The sequence below is a fragment of the Corynebacterium sp. MSK150 genome (assembly GCF_030229215.1).
Classification (GTDB): Bacteria; Actinomycetota; Actinomycetes; order Mycobacteriales; family Mycobacteriaceae; genus Corynebacterium.
The window spans coordinates 1-21,549 of record NZ_JASPHM010000020.1; the positions used below are offsets into that span (position 1 = coordinate 1).

The 21,549-nt window shown below is 60.4% G+C and carries 20 protein-coding genes; 8 read left to right on the forward strand and 12 right to left on the reverse strand.

Going from position 1 to position 21,549, the window contains the following annotated elements; translation table 11 throughout:
- Positions 1-90: 90 nt before the first annotated feature.
- From QP941_RS10590 to QP941_RS10600, 3 genes are all read left to right on the forward strand, one after another.
- A complete protein-coding gene (locus tag QP941_RS10590; protein WP_284868896.1) occupies positions 91-783 on the forward strand; it encodes a nitroreductase in 693 nt (230 codons plus the stop codon).
- 68 nt (positions 784-851) lie between these two features.
- Positions 852-1,484: a hypothetical protein gene (locus tag QP941_RS10595; protein ID WP_239278334.1), complete on the forward strand. Its 633-nt coding sequence runs from the start codon at positions 852-854 to the stop codon at positions 1,482-1,484.
- 18 nt (positions 1,485-1,502) lie between these two features.
- Complete coding sequence (locus QP941_RS10600) at positions 1,503-2,336, forward strand: aldo/keto reductase (protein WP_284868897.1); 834 nt, start codon at positions 1,503-1,505, stop codon at positions 2,334-2,336.
- Positions 2,337-2,421: 85 nt separating this feature from the next.
- Here the strand turns inward: QP941_RS10600 and QP941_RS10605 are convergent, their stop codons facing one another.
- A complete protein-coding gene (locus QP941_RS10605) occupies positions 2,422-2,895 on the reverse strand; it encodes a ribose-5-phosphate isomerase (protein WP_005327249.1) in 474 nt (157 codons plus the stop codon).
- A gap of 117 nt (positions 2,896-3,012) precedes the next feature.
- On the opposite strand from QP941_RS10605, the gene QP941_RS10610 reads away from it, so the two are divergent.
- The gene (locus QP941_RS10610; RefSeq protein ID WP_284868898.1) at positions 3,013-3,417 is read left to right on the forward strand and encodes an MFS transporter; all 405 of its coding nucleotides are present in this window, start codon (positions 3,013-3,015) and stop codon (positions 3,415-3,417) included.
- Here the strand turns inward: QP941_RS10610 and QP941_RS10615 are convergent.
- A complete protein-coding gene (locus tag QP941_RS10615) occupies positions 3,414-4,037 on the reverse strand; it encodes a mycothiol-dependent nitroreductase Rv2466c family protein (RefSeq protein ID WP_284868899.1) in 624 nt (207 codons plus the stop codon). The two genes, QP941_RS10610 and QP941_RS10615, sit on opposite strands and share 4 nt — an antisense overlap.
- Before the next feature lie 97 nt (positions 4,038-4,134).
- On the opposite strand from QP941_RS10615, the gene pepN reads away from it, so the two are divergent.
- A complete protein-coding gene (gene pepN, locus QP941_RS10620; RefSeq protein WP_284868900.1) occupies positions 4,135-6,651 on the forward strand; it encodes an aminopeptidase N in 2,517 nt (838 codons plus the stop codon).
- Here pepN and QP941_RS10625 read toward each other — a convergent pair.
- From QP941_RS10625 to QP941_RS10655, 7 genes are all read right to left on the reverse strand, one after another.
- Positions 6,648-7,427, reverse strand: a complete 780-nt coding sequence (locus QP941_RS10625; RefSeq protein ID WP_284844189.1) for a GntR family transcriptional regulator — start codon at positions 7,425-7,427, stop codon at positions 6,648-6,650. The two genes, pepN and QP941_RS10625, sit on opposite strands and share 4 nt — an antisense overlap.
- Before the next feature lie 75 nt (positions 7,428-7,502).
- Entirely contained in the window at positions 7,503-8,219 is a 717-nt protein-coding gene (locus QP941_RS10630) for an SDR family oxidoreductase (RefSeq protein WP_284868901.1), read from the reverse strand.
- Between the two features lie 65 nt (positions 8,220-8,284).
- A complete protein-coding gene (locus QP941_RS10635; protein ID WP_284868902.1) occupies positions 8,285-9,499 on the reverse strand; it encodes an alkylhydroperoxidase domain protein in 1,215 nt (404 codons plus the stop codon).
- A 29-nt stretch (positions 9,500-9,528) separates the two neighbouring features.
- Positions 9,529-11,151 carry a dipeptide ABC transporter ATP-binding protein gene (locus QP941_RS10640; protein WP_284868903.1) on the reverse strand — a complete coding sequence of 541 codons (1,623 nt, stop codon included), beginning with the start codon at positions 11,149-11,151 and terminating at the stop codon, positions 9,529-9,531.
- Positions 11,151-11,963: an ABC transporter permease gene (locus QP941_RS10645; protein ID WP_005324024.1), complete on the reverse strand. Its 813-nt coding sequence runs from the start codon at positions 11,961-11,963 to the stop codon at positions 11,151-11,153. The genes QP941_RS10640 and QP941_RS10645 overlap by 1 nt, the downstream gene beginning before the upstream one ends.
- Positions 11,960-12,973, reverse strand: coding sequence for an ABC transporter permease (locus tag QP941_RS10650; RefSeq protein ID WP_284868904.1), 1,014 nt, complete (start codon positions 12,971-12,973; stop codon positions 11,960-11,962). The genes QP941_RS10645 and QP941_RS10650 overlap by 4 nt, the downstream gene beginning before the upstream one ends.
- A 3-nt stretch (positions 12,974-12,976) precedes the next feature.
- Positions 12,977-14,632, reverse strand: a complete 1,656-nt coding sequence (locus QP941_RS10655; RefSeq protein ID WP_284868905.1) for a TIGR04028 family ABC transporter substrate-binding protein — start codon at positions 14,630-14,632, stop codon at positions 12,977-12,979.
- A 202-nt stretch (positions 14,633-14,834) separates the two neighbouring features.
- Here QP941_RS10655 and QP941_RS10660 point away from each other — a divergent pair, with 202 nt between their 5' ends.
- Entirely contained in the window at positions 14,835-16,703 is a 1,869-nt protein-coding gene (locus QP941_RS10660; RefSeq protein WP_284868906.1) for an FAD/NAD(P)-binding protein, read from the forward strand.
- A gap of 35 nt (positions 16,704-16,738) precedes the next feature.
- Here QP941_RS10660 and QP941_RS10665 read toward each other — a convergent pair whose 3' ends face one another.
- Positions 16,739-17,896: a cystathionine gamma-synthase gene (locus QP941_RS10665; protein WP_005327269.1), complete on the reverse strand. Its 1,158-nt coding sequence runs from the start codon at positions 17,894-17,896 to the stop codon at positions 16,739-16,741.
- 144 nt (positions 17,897-18,040) lie between these two features.
- On the opposite strand from QP941_RS10665, the gene QP941_RS10670 reads away from it, so the two are divergent.
- Together QP941_RS10670 and QP941_RS10675 are read left to right on the forward strand one after the other, a co-directional pair.
- Complete coding sequence (locus QP941_RS10670) at positions 18,041-19,048, forward strand: mechanosensitive ion channel family protein (protein ID WP_284767095.1); 1,008 nt, start codon at positions 18,041-18,043, stop codon at positions 19,046-19,048.
- Positions 19,049-19,432, forward strand: coding sequence for a globin (locus tag QP941_RS10675; RefSeq protein WP_179386901.1), 384 nt, complete (start codon positions 19,049-19,051; stop codon positions 19,430-19,432).
- A gap of 100 nt (positions 19,433-19,532) precedes the next feature.
- Here QP941_RS10675 and ald read toward each other — a convergent pair whose 3' ends face one another.
- Positions 19,533-20,624 (reverse strand): alanine dehydrogenase, encoded by a 1,092-nt coding sequence (ald, locus tag QP941_RS10680; RefSeq protein ID WP_005324009.1) that lies wholly within the window; start codon positions 20,622-20,624, stop codon positions 19,533-19,535.
- A 276-nt stretch (positions 20,625-20,900) separates the two neighbouring features.
- On the reverse strand, positions 20,901-21,539 hold the full coding sequence (locus QP941_RS10685) for a DUF8185 domain-containing protein (RefSeq protein ID WP_284868907.1): 639 nt from the start codon (positions 21,537-21,539) through the stop codon (positions 20,901-20,903).
- Between the last annotated feature and the right edge of the window lie 10 nt (positions 21,540-21,549).

Sequence of the window (21,549 nt, forward strand, 5' to 3'; positions counted from 1 at the left end):
GCGTATATTTGACGTTAACTCAAAGGTCAGAGCCTAAAAATCCCCGTTTCCAGACACACTTTCTGACCCTTAACCCGTAGGGTGGCGCGCATGACTTCAACCAATAAGTATTCCGAATTTATCCGCAACCGCCATTCTCCCCGTGCGTTCCTGCCGGAACCCATGCCGGTAGAAGACATCAAGCAGGTCTTGGAGGATGCTCAATCCGCACCGTCCAACTCCAATACCCAGCCGTGGCACGTGCACGTGGTGGGAGGGGAAAAGCTCAAGGAGCTCAGCGCTGCGCTGATTAAGGAATTCGATACCAACGGCCTTAGCCCAGACTTCACCACCGATTACGGTGAGGGCATCCACCCCCAGCGTTCCCAGGAACTGGCCGCCAAAATGTACGGGCTGCTTGGCATTAAGCGCGAAGATAAAGAAGGCCGCGTAGAGTTCATCCGCGAAAACCTGCGCTTCTTTGGCGCACCCCATGCGGTACTGCTTTTTATCCCGCCGATGGGCGACCGCATCCGCGCCGCCTTTGACCAGGGAACCTACACCGAAAACTTCCTGCTTTCCCTCGAGGCACATGGTTATCACGGCATCCCGCAAGGCATGATTTCCCTGATTGCGCCAACCGCACGTAAATTCCTCGGCGTGGACGAGGACTACAAGCTGGTCACCGCCATTACCTTTGGTACGGCCGATGAATCTAGCCCAGTCTTTAACACGGCTCCGGGCCGCGCGCCGCTCTCAGAGACCGTAACTGTGCACGGCATCGAGGGACTAGAGCTCGACTAGATCCGCGGCGGTGATTTGTGTGGGCAAAGTTGGCCGAAGGGGGCGTCGGCAAGCATAGAATTGAGTCCATGGATATCACTCTTGCGACCTTTGACCATGCGCCTGAGACCGCACTGCGCGGCGTTCGGTTTAAAAACACGTGGGTGCCTTCGGAAACGTATGCGGACTCCCGCCGCGGCACCCTGACCGGCCAGTACCCGCAGCGCCAGGCCACCACGCGCATCAGCGAGGTTTTTGCTGGGGTGGGCTATGAGGTCCGCGAAGACACGCAACCGGCCGGTGAAGACGTCTTTCGCCTCCTAGAACAGCCCAGCCTGGAGGAACTCGACCAGGTTGAAGGCGTCATTGCCGTCTGCTCCCTGCTGGGCGGGAATGCCCCAATGTCAGTGCTGTGGCCGGGCGTGGCGGAAAGCGGGGAGAATAACGAGCTGGTCTCCCCTATTGACTTGGCTCCTACCCTCGCCGCCATTGCCGGGCTGGATGTGCGACCCAATGCCCGCCTGTCCTTCGATGGGTTGAACCTGGTTCCGGTGCTGCGCCACGGCGCCTCGGGGCACGCCGCGTTGTTCTTTGACAATGGCGTGCGCATGATAGATGCCGCGCTTATCGACGACACCGCTACCCCACCCCATGAGCGAGCCCGCCTGCAAGATGAGTGGGAGACGTGGAATAAATTCATCACGCTCGGCCCGCTGCAGTAGATAGGTAGTCTGGGGCGCATGAGCGTACCTAACATCACCCTGAATGACGGCAATACCATCCCGCAGCTGGGCTTCGGCGTATTCCAGATGGACCCGGACAAGACCGAAGCGCTGGTAGCCGAGGCCCTGCGGGTGGGCTATCGCCATATCGATACCGCCGCTATCTATGGCAATGAAGAAGGCGTAGGTAAGGCTATTGCCAAATCCGGCATCCCTCGCGAGGAGCTGTTTGTCACCACCAAGTTGTGGAATGACCGCCAGACCGATGCCGCCGCAGCACTTGATGAGTCTTTGGAAAAGCTCGGCCTAGAGTATGTGGATCTCTACCTCATCCATTGGCCCACCCCGGCGAAGGGAACCTACGTCGAGGCCTGGCAGCAGCTCATTGAGCTGCAGAAGCAGGGCAAGGCAAAGTCCATCGGCGTCTCCAACTTTGAGCTGGAACACTTGGAGGAGCTGGAGCTCAAGACCGACGTCAAGCCGGCGGTCAATCAGGTTGAGCTTCACCCTTACCTGCAGCGGTGGCGCGAGCTGGATGCTTTCCGCGCCCACACCGTAGCTATCGAGGCATGGGGGCCTTTGGGCCAGGGTAAGAGCGATATCTTGGACGCGCCCGAGGTCACCGACGCCGCTGCGGCGCACGATGTCAGCCCAGCGCAGGTCGTCATCCGCTGGCACCTGCAGAATGGCGTCATTCTCTTCCCTAAGTCCGCCACGCCATCGCGCATCGCGGAGAATTTCGACGTCTTTGGCTTCGAGCTCACCGAGGACGAGATGGCTGCCATCACCGCCCTGGATGAGGGCGAAGAGGGGCGCGGCGGTCCGCACCCGAATGACATGAATGACGCCTAAGGCTTAGCGCCTTAGCTATGCCTGGCCGAAACACAAAGAAACGCCGCGGAACCAGCTTTGGTCCGCGGCGTTTATTCTGCGTGGCTTAGGCCTCCGGCAGCTCCGGAGCGATGCCGGTGCGCTCGTATTCCGCCAAGATGTCAATGCGACGCTGGTGGCGCTCCGCGCGGGACCATTCTTGGTCCAGGAAGGCATCAACAATTTCCAGTGCCTGCTCCTCGGTATGCATGCGGCCACCGATGCCGATGAGCTGGGCATTGTTGTGTTCGCGGGCAAGGCGGGCGGTCTCTGCGGACCACGCCAGTGCGCAACGAGCACCCTTGACCTTATTGGCGGCAATCTGCTCGCCGTTGCCGGAGCCACCAAGCACGATGCCCAGGGAGCCTGGGTCATTGACGGTGCGTTGTGCCGCTTCGATGCAAAATGCCGGGTAATCGTCCTCAGCATCATAGGTATGGGCGCCGCAGTCAATGACTTCGTGGCCCTGTTTAGTGAGGTGTTCAGCGATCAGGTTCTTGGTTTCAAAACCTGCGTGGTCTGCTCCTAGATATACGCGCATGGCCCTTATCCTACCGGCCCGGCGCGCCTTGAGGAGGCTTAGCGCCCGCCCTGTTTCGCATTATAAATTCCTGATAGGCTCGCGGTCGGTTGCTATCACTATAAAAGGAGGAAAGCCATGCCTATAACCAAACCGGTCCTCACGCTATACGGCGGGACCCTTCTAGCCTGCCTCATTATGCTAGGCGTTATGGTATCCGGCAGCGGAGGCTTCCTCTTGCCGCTTATCGCCAGCATCCTAGCAACGTTGGCGCACGTGGGCTTGGGCATATGGTGGATTGCGCAGAAGGTGCGCGGAAATCCGCGGGCCAACGGGGGAGCTATTGCGGCCGGCATTATCGCGCTTCTTGCCGGCGCCTCATGGGCTTCCTGGGTACTTGTTGCGTGGGATGACTTTCGAGCCGGCATGGCGCTGCCCGCTATTAATATTGCGGGCCTTCCGGCATTCATCTTGACCCCGCTGACCATCGCGCTGTGCGTCGGCGCCGCAGTTGAGCTGCGCCGCCGACAGAAAAGCGCTTAGTTCTCCTCTACCTGCGGCATCTCGGTGCGGGAGCGCTTGAGTTCGAAGAAGTAAGGGAACTGGGCAAGGCGCAGGGAGGCGTCGAAAAGCTCGCCTGCTTCTTCGCCGGTAGGGATGCGGGTAATGACTGGGCCGAAGAAGGCGGTCTCGCCCAGCTTGATAACCGGGGTACCCACCTCATCGCCCACAGAAGAAATGCCGTTGTGGTGGTACTCGCGCAGCTTTTCGTCATAATCCTCGGTATTGGCTACCTCGGCGAACTCTGCTGGGAGGTCCACCTCCGCTAGGGCCTGAGCGATGATGTCGTCATAAGCGCCAAAGCCGGTGCGCCCGCCATTGCCCTTGGCGTGAACCAGGGTGCCCATCGCAGTGTAGAGCTCGTCTACCTTCTCAGGGCGTTCGGCCTTGACCTTGGCAAAGACGCGGGCTGGGCCCCAGTTAGCCTTCATCATGTCCATGTAGGTGGAGTCTAGATCGCGGCCGTCGTTAAGCACGGACAAGGACATAGGCTCGAACTCCACCTCAATGTCGCGCACCTTTTCCACTTCCTTAATCCAGCGCGAGGTGGCCCAAGCGAAGGGACAGGATACGTCGAACCAGAACTTTACTGCGTCAGCCATAAATACTCCTCTGATTGAAAAAGTTTGCCCCACCAGCCTAGGTGCACGACTACTGTGGATGCAGAACTATTTTCGGCTTAGAAGGAGAATATAGGCCATGACCTCTATAAACCTGACTCGCAAGGAAGCGGTTCAGCGCTCCCGAATGATCGAGGTGGACCACTACGATGTCACTTTAGACCTCAAGTATTCAGACACCCACTTCCTGTCCACCACGAAGGTGAGCTTTGCCTCGCGAGAGATCGGCTCCACTTTTATCGATCTACGCGCCGAGGAAATCCATGAGGTACGTCTCAACGGCAATCCCCTGCCCACTGCTTCCTATAACCCCACCTATGGCATTCCATTGTCTGGCCTCCAAGTAGCCGATTACACACTGGAAGTCACCGCCACGATCCCGTACTCCCGCACCGGTGAGGGCCTGCACCGCTTTGTAGACCCTGCCGATGACAAGGTCTACCTTTATACCCAGTTCGAAACCGCCGATGCCAAGCGCGTCTTCGCCTGCTTTGACCAGCCGGATATGAAAGCCACCTACGCGCTGCATTTCAAGGCGCCCGAAGAGTGGACCATCATTAGCAATGGCCCGGTGAGCTGGGAAGGCGATGTAGCCAGCACGGCTATTGACTATCCGTTGTCCACCTACCTGGTAGCCCTGTGCGCCGGCCCGTACCACGAGGTCACCGATACCTGGCGCGGCGAGCTGACCGCACACCCAGAGGGCAAGCCGGCCCAAAAACTCGAGGTGCCACTCGGCATCTACTGCCGCGCTTCGCTCGCCCACGCACTGGATGCCGAGCGCCTATTTACTGAGACCAAGCAGGGCTTTGATTTCTACCACCGCAACTTCGGTTTCCCCTACCCCTTTGGCAAGTATGACCAGATTTTCGTGCCGGAGTTCAACGCCGGCGCGATGGAGAATGCCGGCTGCGTCACCATTCGCGATGAGTACGTCTTTACCTCCCAGGCCACGCACTACAAGTACGAGCGCCGCGCCGATACCGTCCTGCACGAGTTAGCCCATATGTGGTTCGGTGATTTGGTCACCATGCAGTGGTGGGACGATTTGTGGCTCAATGAGTCCTTCGCCACCTGGTCCGCCGCCATCTCCCAAGCAGAGGAAACCGAATACGATACCGCGTGGGTGACCTTTGCCAATGTGGAGAAATCCTGGGCTTATCAGCAGGATCAGCTGCCGACCACCCACCCGATTTCCACCGATGCCAGCGATATCGAAACAGTGGAGCAAAACTTCGATGGCATCACCTATGCCAAGGGCGCTTCGGTGCTCAAGCAGCTGCAGGCCTATGTCGGCCGCGACAACTTCCTCGCCGGTGTGCGCCGCCACTTCGCCGCCCATGCATGGGGCAATGCCACCTTTGATGATCTGTTGCGCCACCTGGAAGAGGCCTCCGGCCGCGACCTTTCCTTCTGGGCGCAACAGTGGCTCAAGACCTCCGGCATCAATACGCTCAGCGTGGCGCTCAATGCGGATGAGTCCGGCACGATTACGCATGCTTACCTCACCCAGGGCGGCGATACCCTGCGCACCCACCGCGTGGCGGTAGGCCTGTATAACCTGCAGGATGGCAAGGTGGTGCGCACCGATCGCATCGAGATGGATATCGATGGCGCTTCCACCGAGATTCCAGAGCTCATCGGCCGCCAGTTGGGAGACATTGACTTCCTCCTACCCAACGACGATGACCTGACCTATTGCCTCATCGAGCTGGACGCGGGTTCCCTGCAATTCCTACTGGACAATATTGATAAGTTCGCCGATCCCATGGCCCGTACCCTGTGCTGGTCTACCGCGTGGGAGATGACCCGCGCCGGTACTATGCGCGCCCGCGATTTCATCCAGCTGGTTGCCCGCGGCATGCAGGCAGAGACGGAGCTCGCCGTCCTCGAACGCATTGTCTTGCAGGCGTCTAGCGCGCTGAAGAACTATGCCGATCCGCACTGGGCCGCCCAGAGCACCCTGCTTGCCGACGCCCTCCTTGACGGTACCCACAGCTCCGATGCCCAGCGCTCCATCATCTGCACTCAAGCATTGGCTAAGATTCGCCTGCACGATAGCGCGCGCGACTATCTGCGCGGCGTACTCGAGTCCTCCGAGGATGCGGGGCTGCGCTGGTCCGCACTGGCGGCACTTGCCGCCGATGGCGCGGTAGAGGACGTCCCGGCCGCCGCGGATGCGCAACTCGAGCGCGATAACTCCGCCACCGGCTACTACTCTTCCCTGCGTGCCCGCGCAGCCGTGGCAACCGCCGAGAACAAGCGCGCGGTATGGGAAGAAATCGTGGCGGGAAATCTCACCAACCGCGAGCTCACCTCCAAGCTGGAAGGCCTGCTCTACCCGCATAGCGATGAATTCCTGCCCACCGCGGAGTTCTTCGACATCGCAGAAAAGGTATGGTCTTCCCAGTCCTCCGAGGTGGCACTGACCACCGTGACGGGTCTCTTCCCTTCCTGGGATATCACGCACAAGGGCCTGGACCGCGCCGATGCCTTCTTGAAGAAGGAGCTGCCGGGTGGTTTGCGCCGTACCGTCACCGAGCAGCGTGACCGCGTGGCCCGCGCGCTGCGCAACCGCCAGGTAGACGCTGGCTAAGCCGGCTTTCCCGCGCCGTTGCCCTGGCCCGGTAGGGGTTGCGGCGCGGGATCCTCACCCAGGACCACCTCGACGTTGGCGATATCAGAGCGCAGCGACTCTTCAATATAGGCAAAGACCGCGCCCGATTTAGTCTTTAACAGTCGCACGAACCGAAGCAGCGGGTGCGATCGGCTCACGTGCAATAGTTTCTGCTCTTCGGTGCGAGCGGTAGCGGCGCGCATGCTCTCGCGCTTAAAGACGGGCTTGAGGTTGTAGCCAGCCAGGATTTCCATGATGGGCTCGCGCAGATCGTGCTGATTGAGATCGGGAGCCATATCTACCGGGATGGTGTAGCGCGAAAGGATGACGGGCTTGCCATCGACGGTATAGAGGCGCTTGATATCCCACGCAAAGGTGGAATCGCTAACACCCAGTACCGCTGCCACATGCTTGGGCACGTGGGCTTTGTTAACGGAGACCACGCGTACGGCGGTGTCGTGCCCGCGCTCGCGCAGCTGGGTGACGATATTGTCCTTGTTGGTCAGGCTCAGTGTAGGGGGAACCGTGCGCACGTAGGTGCCACCACTGCGCCCGCGGCGGCGGTCAATGAGGCCTTCTACCTCCAATATGTCTAAAGCATGGCGCACGGTCATGCGCGCAACATGAAATTCCCGGACCAATTCGCGTTCGGTAGGAAAACGCTGACCGGGTTCTAATTCATTGCGTTCGATCTTATCGCGTAGGGCATCCGAGATACGGAGATAGGCGGGCCGCTTTCGGCTTTGGGAATTCACAGCCCCCGAGTGTAATGGACACCCCTGGAAACCAAACCCATTAATGTGTGATGTCCATTACCACTACTTGCGTTCCTACTTGCGCAGATGTAACTCGATTCGCGGCCTGACCTGGATTTCCGTCAGCTGAGTGGTGGGGCCTGCCTCTACCACGGTACGAATGGCACGAGCCACCTCAGCCGGGGCAATAACCTGGGAGGGATCATAATCCTGCAACCCCTTAAGCATCGGGGTATCGGTAGGCCCTGGAGCCACGGTGGATACGCGGATTCCCGGCTCAGAGATGCGCAGTCCATCGGCGAGTGCATACAACGCGTGCTTGGTCGCCGCGTAGATGACGTTATCGCCGTAGCTGTGGCGTCCAGCGCCAGAGTTAATAAAGACCACGGTGCCTTCCGCTTTGCGCAGCTGCGGCAGCAAGGCGCGGGTCAGTTCTGCAGGGGCATGCACGTTGAGGTCCATGTGCGCACGCCAATTTTCCGGCGTGGCTTCCTCCACGGAGTACTTGGTAGCTCGTGCAGCAGCGTGGACGAGCACGTCCACGCGGTCCAGCTCCGGCAGTTTCATGCCTTCATCGAGGCCGGCGACGAGGTCGATGGCTACCGGCGTAATGGAGTCCGATTCGGGCAGATCCGCCGCGCTACGCCCCAGTGCGTACACATGGTAATCACCGGCCAGGTCAGCGATGATTTCGCGGCCCATGCCGCCGGTAGCGCCGGTGACGACGGCGACCTTCTGCGGGGTTTCGCTGTCCGCGTGTGCTGGTGCGGTGGCATTCTTTGTATCAGTCATGCCGCCCCATCATAGGGATCCTTTGCTTTCAGCGCCGCGCCGGAGCAGTCGCCGCCGGTAGGCAGTTAGCGGAAGCGCTTAGGCACGTCCGGCTGGCCCAAGGTGAGCATCAAGCGATTAGCCCAGTTAAAGAAGGAGGAAGCGTAGATAAGGTCCAAGATGGACTGCTCATCGAATCCCGCCCCACGCAGGTCCGCGCATAGTGCCGCATCGAAGGCAAACGGGGTTTCCGTCAGCGCCACGGCGGCGCGACGGATAAGGTCCCACTCCTTTGAGCCAAGGTCGGCGTCGATGCCCTCGTCCAAGAGGCGGTCTACGATTTCACGGTCGCCACCTTCCTGGACGCACCGCGCCTGGTGCACGGAGGCACAGTACTCGCAGCCGTTGTAGCGCGAAGCCACAGTAGCGGCGAGCTCGCGGTCCGCACGGGAGAGCCCGCCTTCGGTGTTATAGAAAATGTCCAGGTCAGTCAGCGTGCGCGCCTTCAAGGCCGCAGGGTCGCGGGCGAGCAAGCGGAAGTACTCGGAATCGATACGCTCTGGCTTAATGAGGGCATCAGTATGCACCGCGGTGAAATCCTCCTTCGCCAGCGCCTCTACCCAGGGCTTCCAGCCCAGGGAGTGGTTGACAAAGTGGTCCGGCAGCACAGTATTGGGCTGCAACGTGTTCGCGGTTACCTCCCAACCCGGATCGGCCACGCCAGCGGCGCGCTCGGCTGCGGGGTGGGATGCGGGCTCCTCGCCAGAAAGTACGCGCAGGCCGTGGACCACACGCAGCTGGAAGGCCAAAAATGCCACCAGCTGGGACAGGCTGACAATTTCCGTAGCGGACCATCCTGCGGCATCGAGGTGCCCTATCGCCTGTGGGGAGGCCTCCTTGGGGTGGAAAGCCAGAAGGTGCGCCCAGTCGAAGGCGGCAGCTAGGCGCGTGCCCAGCGCGGCTTCCGCGGCGGTATCGCCGAAGATAAGGAAATCACCCTGGTGATACGGGCCGGTGGACACGCCGCGCTGGCTCGCGGCGCGCACGGCGGCAACAAGGTCCTCGTCGGCCTCATCTTCCAGCAAGTCGAAGTAGAAATCCGCAGCCTCGCGTGCCCGGTAGATTGCAGCGGTAAAAGCCGCTACGGCATAGCGCTCCGTATAGGAGAACTCGCCTGGTTCTGCAGGCTCGAGCAAAGCGCTAAAGCTTAGCTGCGCATTGTCCTGTGCATCGTGGCGCGCACGGCGCAGCTGTTGCACCTCGGCGCTGGCGTGGGAGAGCTCATTAATAATGTCGGTCATATTCTCAGTCCAACCTTTCTGGGGCGCGGTTATAGCCCCAAGTTTAGGTCTCCGGCACGATAGCGGGAGCCTGGGATGGCGTCAATTAGCTGGCGCGTGTACTCGGTTTCCGGGTGCGCAAAGACCTGCGCGGTAGGTCCGGATTCCACTTGCGTGCCGTGGGAGAGCACGGAAACGGTATCGGAAATTTGGTTGACTACCGCCAGATCGTGGGAGATGAAGATATAGGTAAGCTCCAGCTCGCGCTGTAGCTCGTCGAGCAAGCGCAGGATCTGCGCCTGCACGGTGACGTCGAGCGCGGACACGGCCTCATCGAGCACCACGAGATCGGGCTCAATGATCATGGCGCGGGCGATGGCCACGCGCTGGCGCTGGCCACCGGAGAGCTCGCGGGGACGGCGGGAAGCCATGGAAGAATCCAAGGCCACCAAATCAAGAAATTCGCGTGCTTTGGCACGCGCATCCCGCTTGGAAGCGCCGGTGAAATTGCGCACCGGTTCGGCGATGGTATCGCCGATGCTCAAGCGCGGATCCAGCGAGCCAAAAGGATTTTGGTAGACCATCTGGATCGAACGGCGCAGCTCGCGACGGCGCTTGCCACGGGCGGAGCTAATCTCTTCCCCGCCCAAGCGAATACTGCCGGAGGTGGGCGTGCTCAACAAGGAAATGGCGCGGCCGGTGGTTGTCTTACCGGAGCCAGACTCCCCCACCAATGCATGGGTGGTGCCGCGGGCCACGGAAAAGTTGATGTCTTCCACCGCGGTGAAATCCCCGAAGCGTTGGCTCAGCCCTTCCACCTCGAGCAAGGTTTCGTGTTGCGCGGGCGCGGCGGCCCGCACAGGAGCTGCGGCCTGGGAGGAAGTGGGGGCGGTGAGCGAGGGGGCGTCGGCAAGCAGGCGCTTGGAGTAGGCATGCTGGGGGTCGGTGAGGACGCGGGCAGCAACGCCCGACTCGCGGACGGTGCCCTTTTCCATCACCACGATGTTATTGGCACGGTCGCCTGCCACGGCCAGATCATGGGTAATGAAAAGTATGCCCATGGTGAGCTCTTCGCGCATCTCATCCAGGAGGTCCAGGATGATCTTCTGCACGGTGACATCGAGCGCGGAGGTAGGCTCATCGGCGATGATGAGCTCTGGCTCCAAAGCCACAGCTGCGGCGATAAGCACGCGTTGCTTCATTCCGCCGGAAAGCTCATGCGGGTACTGGTGATAGCGGCGCTGCGGATCATCAATGCCCACGCGCTCCAAAAGCTCCAGTGCATGCTTTTTCCGGGAGGCCTTATCGCCCTGCCCATGGATGGCCATGCCCTCCTCCACCGAGGCACCGATGGTCTTGAGCGGGTTAAGCGAGTTATTGGGATCCTGCGGAATCAAACCAATGCGGCGACCGCGCAGCTCCCGCCATTGCTTTTGGGAATACTGGGTAACGTCGTGGCCGTCGAAAGTAATGGTGCCAGAAACGATCGAGGCATTGTCTGGCAGCAGGCCAATGGCGGCCATGGCGGAGGTGGACTTGCCGGAACCGGACTCGCCCACGATGGCGGTCATCTCGCCAGGTTTTACCTCGAGCTCAATGCCGCTTACCGCTTCTACCTCACCGTGTGCGGTGCGGTAGGTAATGGATAGATCACTAATGCTAAGCAGGGACATTAGGCCGCCTTTCGCAGTGTCTGGCTGAGGTGGTTAGCCGCGAGGACCACAGCGACGATGACAATTCCCGGGGCGATGGTCAACCAGCCGGCCGTGGCGATGTAATCGCGCGATTCAGAGATGAGCAAGCCCCATTCCGGGGTTGGGGGCGGTGCGCCATAGCCCAGGAAGCCTAGGGTGGCTAGCTGCAAAATGGCCAGGCCAAATTGCAGGGCTGCTACAGCGAATACCGCAGTGAGTGAATTGGGAAGAATATGGCGCACGAGCACCTGGAAGGAAGAACCGCCGGAGCCATAGGCGGCCTCGACGAAATCGGAGCCGGCGACGCTGAGCACCTGGGAGCGTGCAAGGCGCGCAAAGGTGGCCACGGAGGTGATACCTACGGCGATGGCGGCATTGAAAATGCCGTGTCCGAGCACAATGATGACGGACAGGGAGAGCAAGAGTCCGGGGATGGACAGCAGCACGTCCACGATGCGCATGATGACGGCATCGACCCAGCCGCGGCGCACGCCGGCGATGATGCCCAAGATGGTGCCGACGATGAGGCCGAAAAGGACGGCCAGCAGCGCGCCGAGTAGAGATTGGCGCGCGCCATAGACCACGCGGGTATAGAGATCGCGGCCGACGGCATCGGTGCCAAACCAGTGTTGGAAGCTGGGTTGCAAGAGCGCCGTGGTGTCACCACCCTGGTTAGGGTCCTGGGAGGTAAATAGTTGGGGGAACAGGGCGCAGAGCACCGCCAGGCCCAGCACAATCAGCGAGATGATGGTGCCCGGGGTGAGCTTCAGCTGTGTGGATTTAAGCTTCATGCTTGGACCTTCTTCTCGTTCGTTGCGGTGGTATCGGCGGTGGTGGCAGCGGTGGCGGAGCTAGGTGCAGCCTCCTGCTCGCGCTCGCGCAGGCGCACGTCAAGCACTGGGTAGAGCAGGTCCACAATCAGATTGATAAGGACAAAGACGGCGGCGGCAAGCACCACGATGGCCAGCAGCACCGAGGTATCACGGTTAGCCACCGCATCCACGGTCAGCGCGCCAATGCCGTGGCGGGCGAAGACCGCTTCCGTCACCACTGAGCCGCCGACGAGCTCACCAAAGGTAAGGCCAGCCATGGTCAGCGCCGGCAGCAACGCGTTGCGCAAGACGTTGCGCCACAACAACCAGGCGCCGCTAGCACCCTTGGCGCGCACGACCTGCACGAAGGACATATCCATGACCTCATCGATGGAGCGCAGCAGCACCTGCGCCAGCGGCGCGGCCACGAAGATACCCAGGGTAATGACCGGCAGGATGAGGTTTTGGGCGTCGCTCGCGCCGATGACCGGCACCCAGCCCAAGCCAAAGGAGAATATCTGGATCAAAATGATGCCGATCCAAAAGGTGGGCAGGGAAACCATCACGGAAGGCAAGCTGCGAAAGAAACTGCGCAGCCAAGAAAATGGACCAAAGGTGGAGACAATAGCCACCACGAAAGCCAAGACCACGCCTACGAGAAAGGCGAAGACCGCCAGCGCCAGCGTGGAGGGAAGGGCATCTGCCAGCATTTCCGATACGGCGGTACCGGTGGCGACGGAAAAGCCGAAATCACCGGTGAGGAATCCGCCGAGCGCGCTGAAATAGCGGCTCACGATCGGTTCATCGGCACCATAAACCTCGCGGATGGCGGCCAGCTGCTCGGCGTTGAGCCCCAAGTTGGGGTTGTCATAGCGGGTCGCAACGGCGTCACCCGGCAGTGCTGCTAGGAGGATGAAAGAAAGGGTGAAGGTTGCCCAGATGACGAGCACGGCTTGGCCGATGCGCAGGGCAATAGTTTTCAGGCTCATAGTTTAGTACTCCCCTTCTGCGGGGTTGATGTCTACCGCATAGAACGATGGGCGGCCGATGGCCTCGGTGCTAAAGCCCTCGATATAGGGCTGGAAACCATAGACCTGCGGCTCTTCAAACATGGGCAGGATATAGGCCTGTTCGGACAGATAGTCCTGCATGCGGCCGGTCATAGCGAGGCGATCCTTCTCACTGCTGAGGTTGAAGTAGTCCTCCACCAGTTTCTGAAGTTTCTCATCGCCAAAGCTATCGGTCTTTTCGTCATAGTTGAGGAAAGAATTGCGCCCGGTGCCATCCAGCCACGTGGCCAAGGTGTCCACATTGGCACGGCCGGTCATGGTGTGGCGTACCTGCACGGTATCTTGGTCCTTCATGGCCTTTTGCTGCGCAGAGCGGTCACCTGGGTTGAGGTTGGCCTCGATGCCGACGTTCTTGAGCATCTCCTGGGCCTTGGTGAACATCTCTTTAGAGCGCGGCTGTGGGACGGCTTCATTGAAGGTCACGGACAGGCGCTTGCCGTCCTTTTCGCGAATGCCCTCTTCACCTGGGCGCCAGCCGGCTTCATCGAGCAGGCGCTTGGATTCTTCTGGATCGAAGGCATAGTTCGCGGACTGATCCTTATAGCCAATAGCCGTCTTGGCCAGAATCGATGTGCCCTTGGGGTAGGAATCAGAAAAGAGAGTGTCCAGGATGTTGTCGCGGTCAATGGCGTGGATGATGGCCTGGCGCACTCGCTTGTCTTCCAAGAGTGGATGGCGGAAGTGGAAGTGGAAGCTATTGTTCACGCCACGGGTAGGGGCGGCGAAAATCTGCAGGTTTTGATCCTTCAGGTGTTTCTCATCGGGAGCTTCGATCTGGCGCGCGACATCGGACTGGCCGGCTACAAGCGAGCCCACGCGCACGGAGTCTTCGGCCGCGAGCACGATATTGATGCCCTCAATATCGGCCGGGCCCTGGTGGTCCTTGCGGGCCGGGGGCGCCCAGTCATAATCCTCGCGCTTCTTGAGCACCAGCTTGGTGCCCAGCTCTTCTTCCTCAATGACGAAGGGACCAGAACCGGAAATCGCGGTGGCGTTGCCCGGCGCGAAGCCGGTGTCGTCCAAATCCAGGGTGGCATTAGAAAGCAGGCCCTGGTTCATCACGGAGGTCGACTGCGGGAAGCCCGGGGAAGGCTCGCTGAAGTAGAACTTCACCGTGTAGTCATCGATGACCTCGGACTTTTCATAGTTGGGCAGCTGCTCCGATGGAGTGAGCATGCGGTCCTCATCGCCTAGGGCATAAAGGTCATAGTTCTTCTTCACGTTCGCGGCATCCAGGCGGGAACCATCAGAGTAGGTCACGCCCTTGCGAATCTTGAAGGTGAATTCGGTGTTGTTCTTGTTTGCCTTGGGCATCTCCTCCGCAATCCACGGGTGCAGCTCGAGGGTATCCGGGTCCTGCCAGAGCAGGCGGTCCGTGATGTTATTGAGCACACCACCGTTGGGGTAATAGCCGCCGGAGGGTGGATAGAGGTTGTTGAACATATTGGGCTCGACATAGGTGACCATGCCATCTTCCGCGGCGTGGGAAGTAGAGGCGCACGAGGTAAGCGAGAGAGCTAGCGCGCCGCTGGCCAGGACCGCGGCCACGGGCCGCAGGAGCCGAGAAAGTTGCTTCATAAAAGCTCGAGTTCCTTTAAGTCTTAAGTAGTACTCGCCCATTAGACCACACTCATACCCCCAATTACAAGACTGGACGGTCTACCGAATTACCTGCCAAAACGGCTTAATAAAAAGATCACGGTAGACTGAACAGTCTATTTTATTCTTACTGCCAGGTCCAATGATCCTGAAAGGGCCTGAATGTGGCACGATAGGAGGTATGTCTACTCCAGCAATCGCGATCGTCGGCATGGGCCCGCGCGGCATTTCTATCTTGGAACGCCTCTCTGCCCGCATGGACGATTCCAGCGACCCCATTACCGTCCACCTCATTGATGACGCCCAACATGGTGCCGGCCGCATCTGGGAAACGGACCAAACCAAAACCCTGTGCATGAATACTCGCGCCGGCGCGGTCACCCTCTTTACCGAGCCCGGATCCACCGTTGATGCCCCGGTGCTCGAGGGCCCCATTCAGTACGAGTGGATTCAGCTGCTGCGCGGCGATGGCGAGAATATCTCCGCCGCCAAGCGCGAGCTTTTTGAGCAGCACCCTCCGGCCGCACATATTGCCCAGGACTACCGCGAGGAACTCGCGGCTACCCGCCCCGAATCCAACCCTTCACGCGCACTATATGGCGAATACCTGCGCTGGGTCTATGACGTGGTCATTGCGCGGCTACCCAAGAGCATGTCCACCGTGAATCACTTCAGCAGGTTGGAGACCATCACTGAGGACGAGGGCATAGACGTCCTCCATCTGGCCGATGGCTCCGAGGTGCGCGCCGATGCCACGGTGCTGGCCTATGGCTGGATGATTCCGGAATACAACGAGCAAGAAAAGCAGTTGGCCGCTTCCGGCTTGAACTGGATCGCCCCTAATAACCCGGTAGAGCAGGACTACGCCGCCATTCCGGGCGGCGAGGACGTGCTGGTGCGCGGTCTGGGCATGGGCTTTTATGACATCATGGCGCTGACCACCATCGAGCGCGGCGGCACATTCGTGGAGGACCCTTCCGCGCGCTCCGGCCTGCGCTATGAGCCTTGCGGCCAGGAGCCCAACTTCATTATTTCCTCCGGCCGCGGCTACCCCTACCACCCCAAGTCCGAGTACGGCGAGCTGCCGCCTACCATGCCGCGCCGCCGCCTGAAAAATGTCATTGCGGAGCTCAGTGGCACCCAGGACATCGACTTTGACGCCCAGGTCTGGCCTGCCATCGCGCGCGATAGCTACGAGGCCTATATCACCACCTTGGAGCGCGTGCGCCCGGATTCCCTCCTGCGCCCGCGCGCAGAGATTCTCGAGGCCATCGATGCCACCACCCCCGATGAGCTAGGCGCGGCCATTGCGCCCATGGTCACCGAGCCATGGGACATGAACGATCTCATGTACCAGATTGCCGGGTTTACCGGGGACATCGCTGAGCTCACCGAGCACATTGCCCAGTCCATGGAAGGCGATATCCGGGAGGCCGCCGCCGGCCATGACTCCCCCATCAAGGCCGCGCTGTGGTCGCTTTCGCAATCGCGCAAGCCGGCCTCCATCCTCGGCGCAGAGGGCCGCTACACCCGCGAGTCCCGCACCGGCCGCTACGGCCAGGTCATGTCCTTTGGCCAGATGATCGGCTCCGGCCCGCCGCTCTTCCGCGTGCGCCAGTTGCTCGCGCTTGTCGACGCCGGCCTGGCCCACTTCTTAGGCGATCACCCCACCGTGTCCATCGAGGCCGATCACTTCACCTTGACCTCCGGCCCGCGCTCGGCTTCGGCGCCCACGCTTGTCGACGCCTTTATGCACCGCCCCGATATCCGCACCGCCAGCGATGCCATGACGCGCTGCTTGGTGGATTCCGCCCGCGTGCGCCCCTTCCCCGATCACGGCCAGCCCACCGGTTCGCCGGAAACGGATGGGGCCACACGCCGCACCATTCACCCGGACGGTGAGTTGGATGCACGCCTGCATATCGTGGGCATCCCCACCTATTCCCAGTGGCCGGACACCACCATTTCCCCCATGCCGGGCACGGACCCGCTCATGCTGCAGGAAACCGACAAGGCCGCCGGTTCCCTCCTTGCCGTGGTGCGCTCCTAGCCACCGCACCTGCGCTATGGGCCCAGTGCCGCGGCCTATAGCGCGTCGAGGGCCTGCTCCAAGTCCGCGAGCAGGTCATCGATGTCCTCGATACCGATGGAGATGCGCACCAGATCCTCCGGCGGCACCAGCTCGGACCCTTCCGCGGATACGTGCGTCATATTCTTCGGATGCTCGATGAGCGATTCCACTCCGCCCAGCGATTCTGCCAGGCAGATAAGCCGCGTATTGAGGCAGATCTGCTTGGCATGCTCCGCACTGTGGAAGCGCACGGACATCATGCCGCCGAAGCCACGCATCTGCTGTGCTGCCAGCTCATGCCCCGGGTGCTCCTTGAGCCCTGGGTAGAGCACCTGCTTTACCTCGGGTCGCGCCTGCAAGAATTCCGCTACTCGCTGCGCATTCGCGCAATGGCGGTCCATACGCACCGACAGCGTCTTGATGCCACGGGCGGTTAAGTAGGCGTCGAAAGGCGAGCTCACCGCGCCCACATTGCCCTGGAAGTAGAGCAGGCGCTCGTCCACGTGGGCGTCATTAGTAACTACCGCGCCACCCAGCACGTCGGAATGCCCGCCCAGGTACTTGGTGGTCGAATGCAGCACGTGGTCCGCTCCGAGTTCCAGTGGGTTCTGCAGGTAGGGCGTGGCAAAAGTATTGTCCACCAACACCTGCGCGTTGCCCTTAATCTTGGCCACCGCGGCAATATCGGTAATATTTAGCGCCGGATTAGTGGGCGTTTCCAGCCAGATAAGCTTGGTATTCTCCTGGACCGCGGCCGCAACCGCAGCGGTATCGCTGGTGTTCACGATGGACATCTCCACGCCCCACTCAGTGAAATCATTGAGCAAACGGTAGGAACCGCCGTAGGCATCATTGCCTAAAATGACGTGGTCCCCTGGGCGCACCAGGATGCGGATCAAGGTATCGGCGGCGGCCATGCCGGAAGAAAACACGCGTGCATACTCCGCGCCTTCCAGTGCCGCTAGGGTGCGCTCGAGCGAGCGCACGGTCGGATTGGCCACGCGGCCGTATTCGAATCCGCCGCGCAGCTGCGCCAAGCCGTCTTGTGCAAACGTGGTTGAGGCATAAATGGGCACGTTGATAGAGCCCATGTGCGGATCCGGGTGATAGCCGCCATGGATGGAACGGGACGTAAAGCCTTGAGCGAGGTTCTGCGTGCTGCGTTCAGTCATAGCACCACAGTCTAGACCAAGCTGTTCATTTCTAGCGGGGAGATAGGTATTTATTTTCACACTCTCGCACACCCACGACACATCCCCCTTTCAGCCTCTGCCCTTACAATGGGCGCCGTTCATATTGTCCTCGACTAAGAAAGAATGATGAATACGCAATTTTTAGCCTCCGCCGCTTCCACCACGGACTCGGCCATCGAGTCCGTGTCCAATTTTTGGAATGACGAGAAGGTGCAAAGCTGGCTTATTGAGCGCCCCATTCGCATCGCCATCATCCTTATTCTGGCCATTATCGCCCACTGGCTCCTCCGCAGAGTCATCAACAAAGTGGCCGAAAATAGCATCAAGTCTTCCGGACTAGATAAGCAGCGCCTGCGCGGGAAGTTCAAGAGTCGTGCCAATCGTCCCGAGCTCAGCCAACAAGAAGAGGCCATGCGCCAAACCCGCGAGACCCGGCGCGCCTCCCGCATCAAGACACTTGCCGGCGTAGCCCGTTCCGCCGCCGCCATCTTCGTCTGGGTGTGGGCCGTTATTGCCATCCTGGATGAGTTAGAGGTCAACGTAGCACCGCTTATCGCCTCCGCCGGTGTCATCGGTGTCGCCCTCGGCTTTGGCGCACAGGCGCTGGTGAAGGACTTCCTTTCTGGCATCTTCATGCTCATTGAGGACCAGTACGGCATTGGTGACGTGGTTGATTTGGGCAATGGCGTCTTTGGCGATGTCGAGTCCATCTCCCTGCGCATCACCACGGTCCGCGATATCGATGGTGCCCTGTGGTACGTGCGCAACGGTGAAATTCTCCAGGTGGCCAACCACTCCGATGAGTACTCCGTTGCCCGCATCCAGATTCCGGTAGGCCTTTCTAATGACCCAGAGGTTGCTGGCGAAGTCATTGAGGACGCAGTGAAAGAAGCCGCACAGGACGATAAGGTGCGCAAGCTCATCCTCAGCACGCCCCGTGTGGACGGCATGTCTGGCTTTGAGCCGGATTATGTTTCCTTCCGCGTCTCGACCAAGACCTTGCCAGGCAAGCAGTGGGACGTTCAGCGTTTCCTACAATCGCGCGTGCTCAATGTCATGCACACTAAAGGTATTACCACGCCCTACCCACACGGCATCGGCATTACCGATCCCCGCAAGGAAGAAGAGTAAATGGATTCTGTTTATGAGGCCATCGGTGGCATGGAGACCTTTGAGCGCCTCGTCCACGGCTTTTATTCCCAGGTCAAAGAGGACGATGTCATTGGCCCGATGTACCCCGATAATGACTGGGAAGGCGCAGAACAGCGCCTTACCTGGTTCTTGGCGCAATACTGGGGCGGCCCGCAGCTATTTTCTGAAAACCGAGGGCACCCGCGCCTGCGCATGCGCCACGCCCCCTACCCCATCGATATCACCGCCCACGATCGGTGGCTAGAGCTCATGGGCAACTCCCTCGCGGACATCGACGAGGAAACCATCCCACCCGCCTACCGCGAGATGATTTGGGATCACATGCAGCGCGTGGCCGCCATGATGATCAACAAGGCCCCGTAACCACGCCACCCCTTCAGCGCAGATAACTCAAGCCCGGGCCCCGTGTCTAGCGGGGAGCCGGGCTTGTGGTGTATCTAGCGCAGACTATGCAGGGGGGAGATTAGTCTTCCCAGTCAAAGGCCTTACGCACTGGCTCGGAAACCAGACGGCCACCGCGGGTCATGACGCCGCCTTCCAGACCTGGGAAACGCTTGATAGCGGCATCCAGGCTGTCATTGGCTACCGCGCGGATATACGGCAGGGTCGCAGAAGACAACGCGCGGGTGGAGGTATTGGCCACCGCACCCGGCATATTCGCTACGCAATAGAACAGGGTGTCATGCACCTTGAAGGTGGGGTCATCGTGGGAGGTCTTCTTGGAGTTTTCGAAGCAACCGCCCTGGTCAATAGCCACGTCGACGAGCACCGCGCCCTTCTTCATCTTCTTTACGGTCTCCTCACGCACCAGCTTCGGCGCGGCGGCACCCGGAATAAGTACGGCACCGATGACGAGGTCGGCTTCCTGCAGTTCCTTATCGATCGTGGCCGGATCGGAAATCAGGGTGCGCACGCCACCAGCGTACTGATCATCGAAGCGCTGAAGAACGTGCGGATCGAGGTCCAACACCGTCACCTCGGCGCGCAGACCGTGGGCCATAGCTACAGCGGACGCGCCAACCTGGCCACCGCCGATAACTACGACGCGTGCCGGCTGGGTGCCCGGAACACCGGAGACCAGCAGGCCACGGCCACCCTGGGTGGACAGCAGGTGATGGGTGCCTTCGATGGCAGCAAGGCGGCCAGCCACCTGGGACATCGGGGTGAGAAGCGGCAGGGTGCCGTGGCGGTCGGTGACCGTCTCATAGGCGATGGCGGTGGTATTGGCGTCGACAAGTGCCTCAGTCAGCGGACGGTCCGCCGCAAGGTGCAGGTAGGTGAAGACGGTGAGGTCTGGGCGCAGGTACTGGTACTCAGCCTCGAGCGGCTCCTTCACCTTCAACAGCAGCTCTGCCTGTGCCCAGGTATCTTCCGCAGTGCCAACGATGCTGGCACCCGCGGCCTCGTACTCGGAGTCCGGGAAAGAAGCGCCTTCACCGGCACCGGTCTCAATGAGGACCTCGTGACCATCCTGAACGAGGGTCTGCGCGCCGCTCGGGGTAAGAGCCACGCGATTCTCGTTATTCATGATTTCTTTCGGCACAGCAATACGCATTACATAGTCTCCTTGTAAGTGCAGGAAATTACATCGACCATGTAAGAGTAACGCAGGACACGTTTGCGCGCGGCGCTCTGCTAACTAATTCACACTGCGGGGGTAGCATTACTCCAACGCCCCGGTTAAACACGCTATTCACAAGGATTCGGGCGCCACCACCCCAGGCTCCCCCTCCCCCTAAGACAGACTACTTTTCGGGCAATGTCGCCCATTATGGGGCGCCGGCACGCCGAGTTTGTTGAACACCAGGGGTATGTGCCCTGGCGGCGAAGGCTAGAACAAGGACAAGCGGGTAGAACGGTAAATGCTGCCAAATGGGGCGTCGAGTCGCACCCAACGACCCAGCTGGGCCACCCGCAGGTGCCGCGGCACATCCATCGGGGCGGAAAATCCAGGAATAAGCCCCAGGTTGGTGCAGGCAAAGATCATGCGCATGGGAATTTCCACCGTGGCGCCATCGCCTTCCACCGTGACAACGGTCTGATTCAACAAGCTGGACGGCGGGCCCATGGGGCCAGAAAATTGCCGGGTCAGTTGCTGACCTTTATCGGAAAGTTCACGAACAACGGTAACTGGCAAGGTATCGACCACACTGTAGCCAGTCGCCGGCGGCAATGCTCCCGGCCACGATGGATCGCGGGCAGGACCCAAATCTAACGTGCCGCTAGATTCATGCTCTTTGAGCTGCTCGGCGAGCGTGGCCGCGGAAACCACAGCCCCATCGCGGGACGCGACGCCTTGGACGCGGCGGGAGGCAACCACCTCGAAGGGGGTGGTAACGAAGACATCGACGACGTCGTCAGTCAGCTGGCGCAGCCGCACCGAAGCGCCCGCGTCCAAGCCAGCTGCGCGCGTGACAAGGGCCCGAAGGCCAGGTCCACCGCTTCCAATTTCTAGAGTCTCGGTGACCATGCCTTCGGGC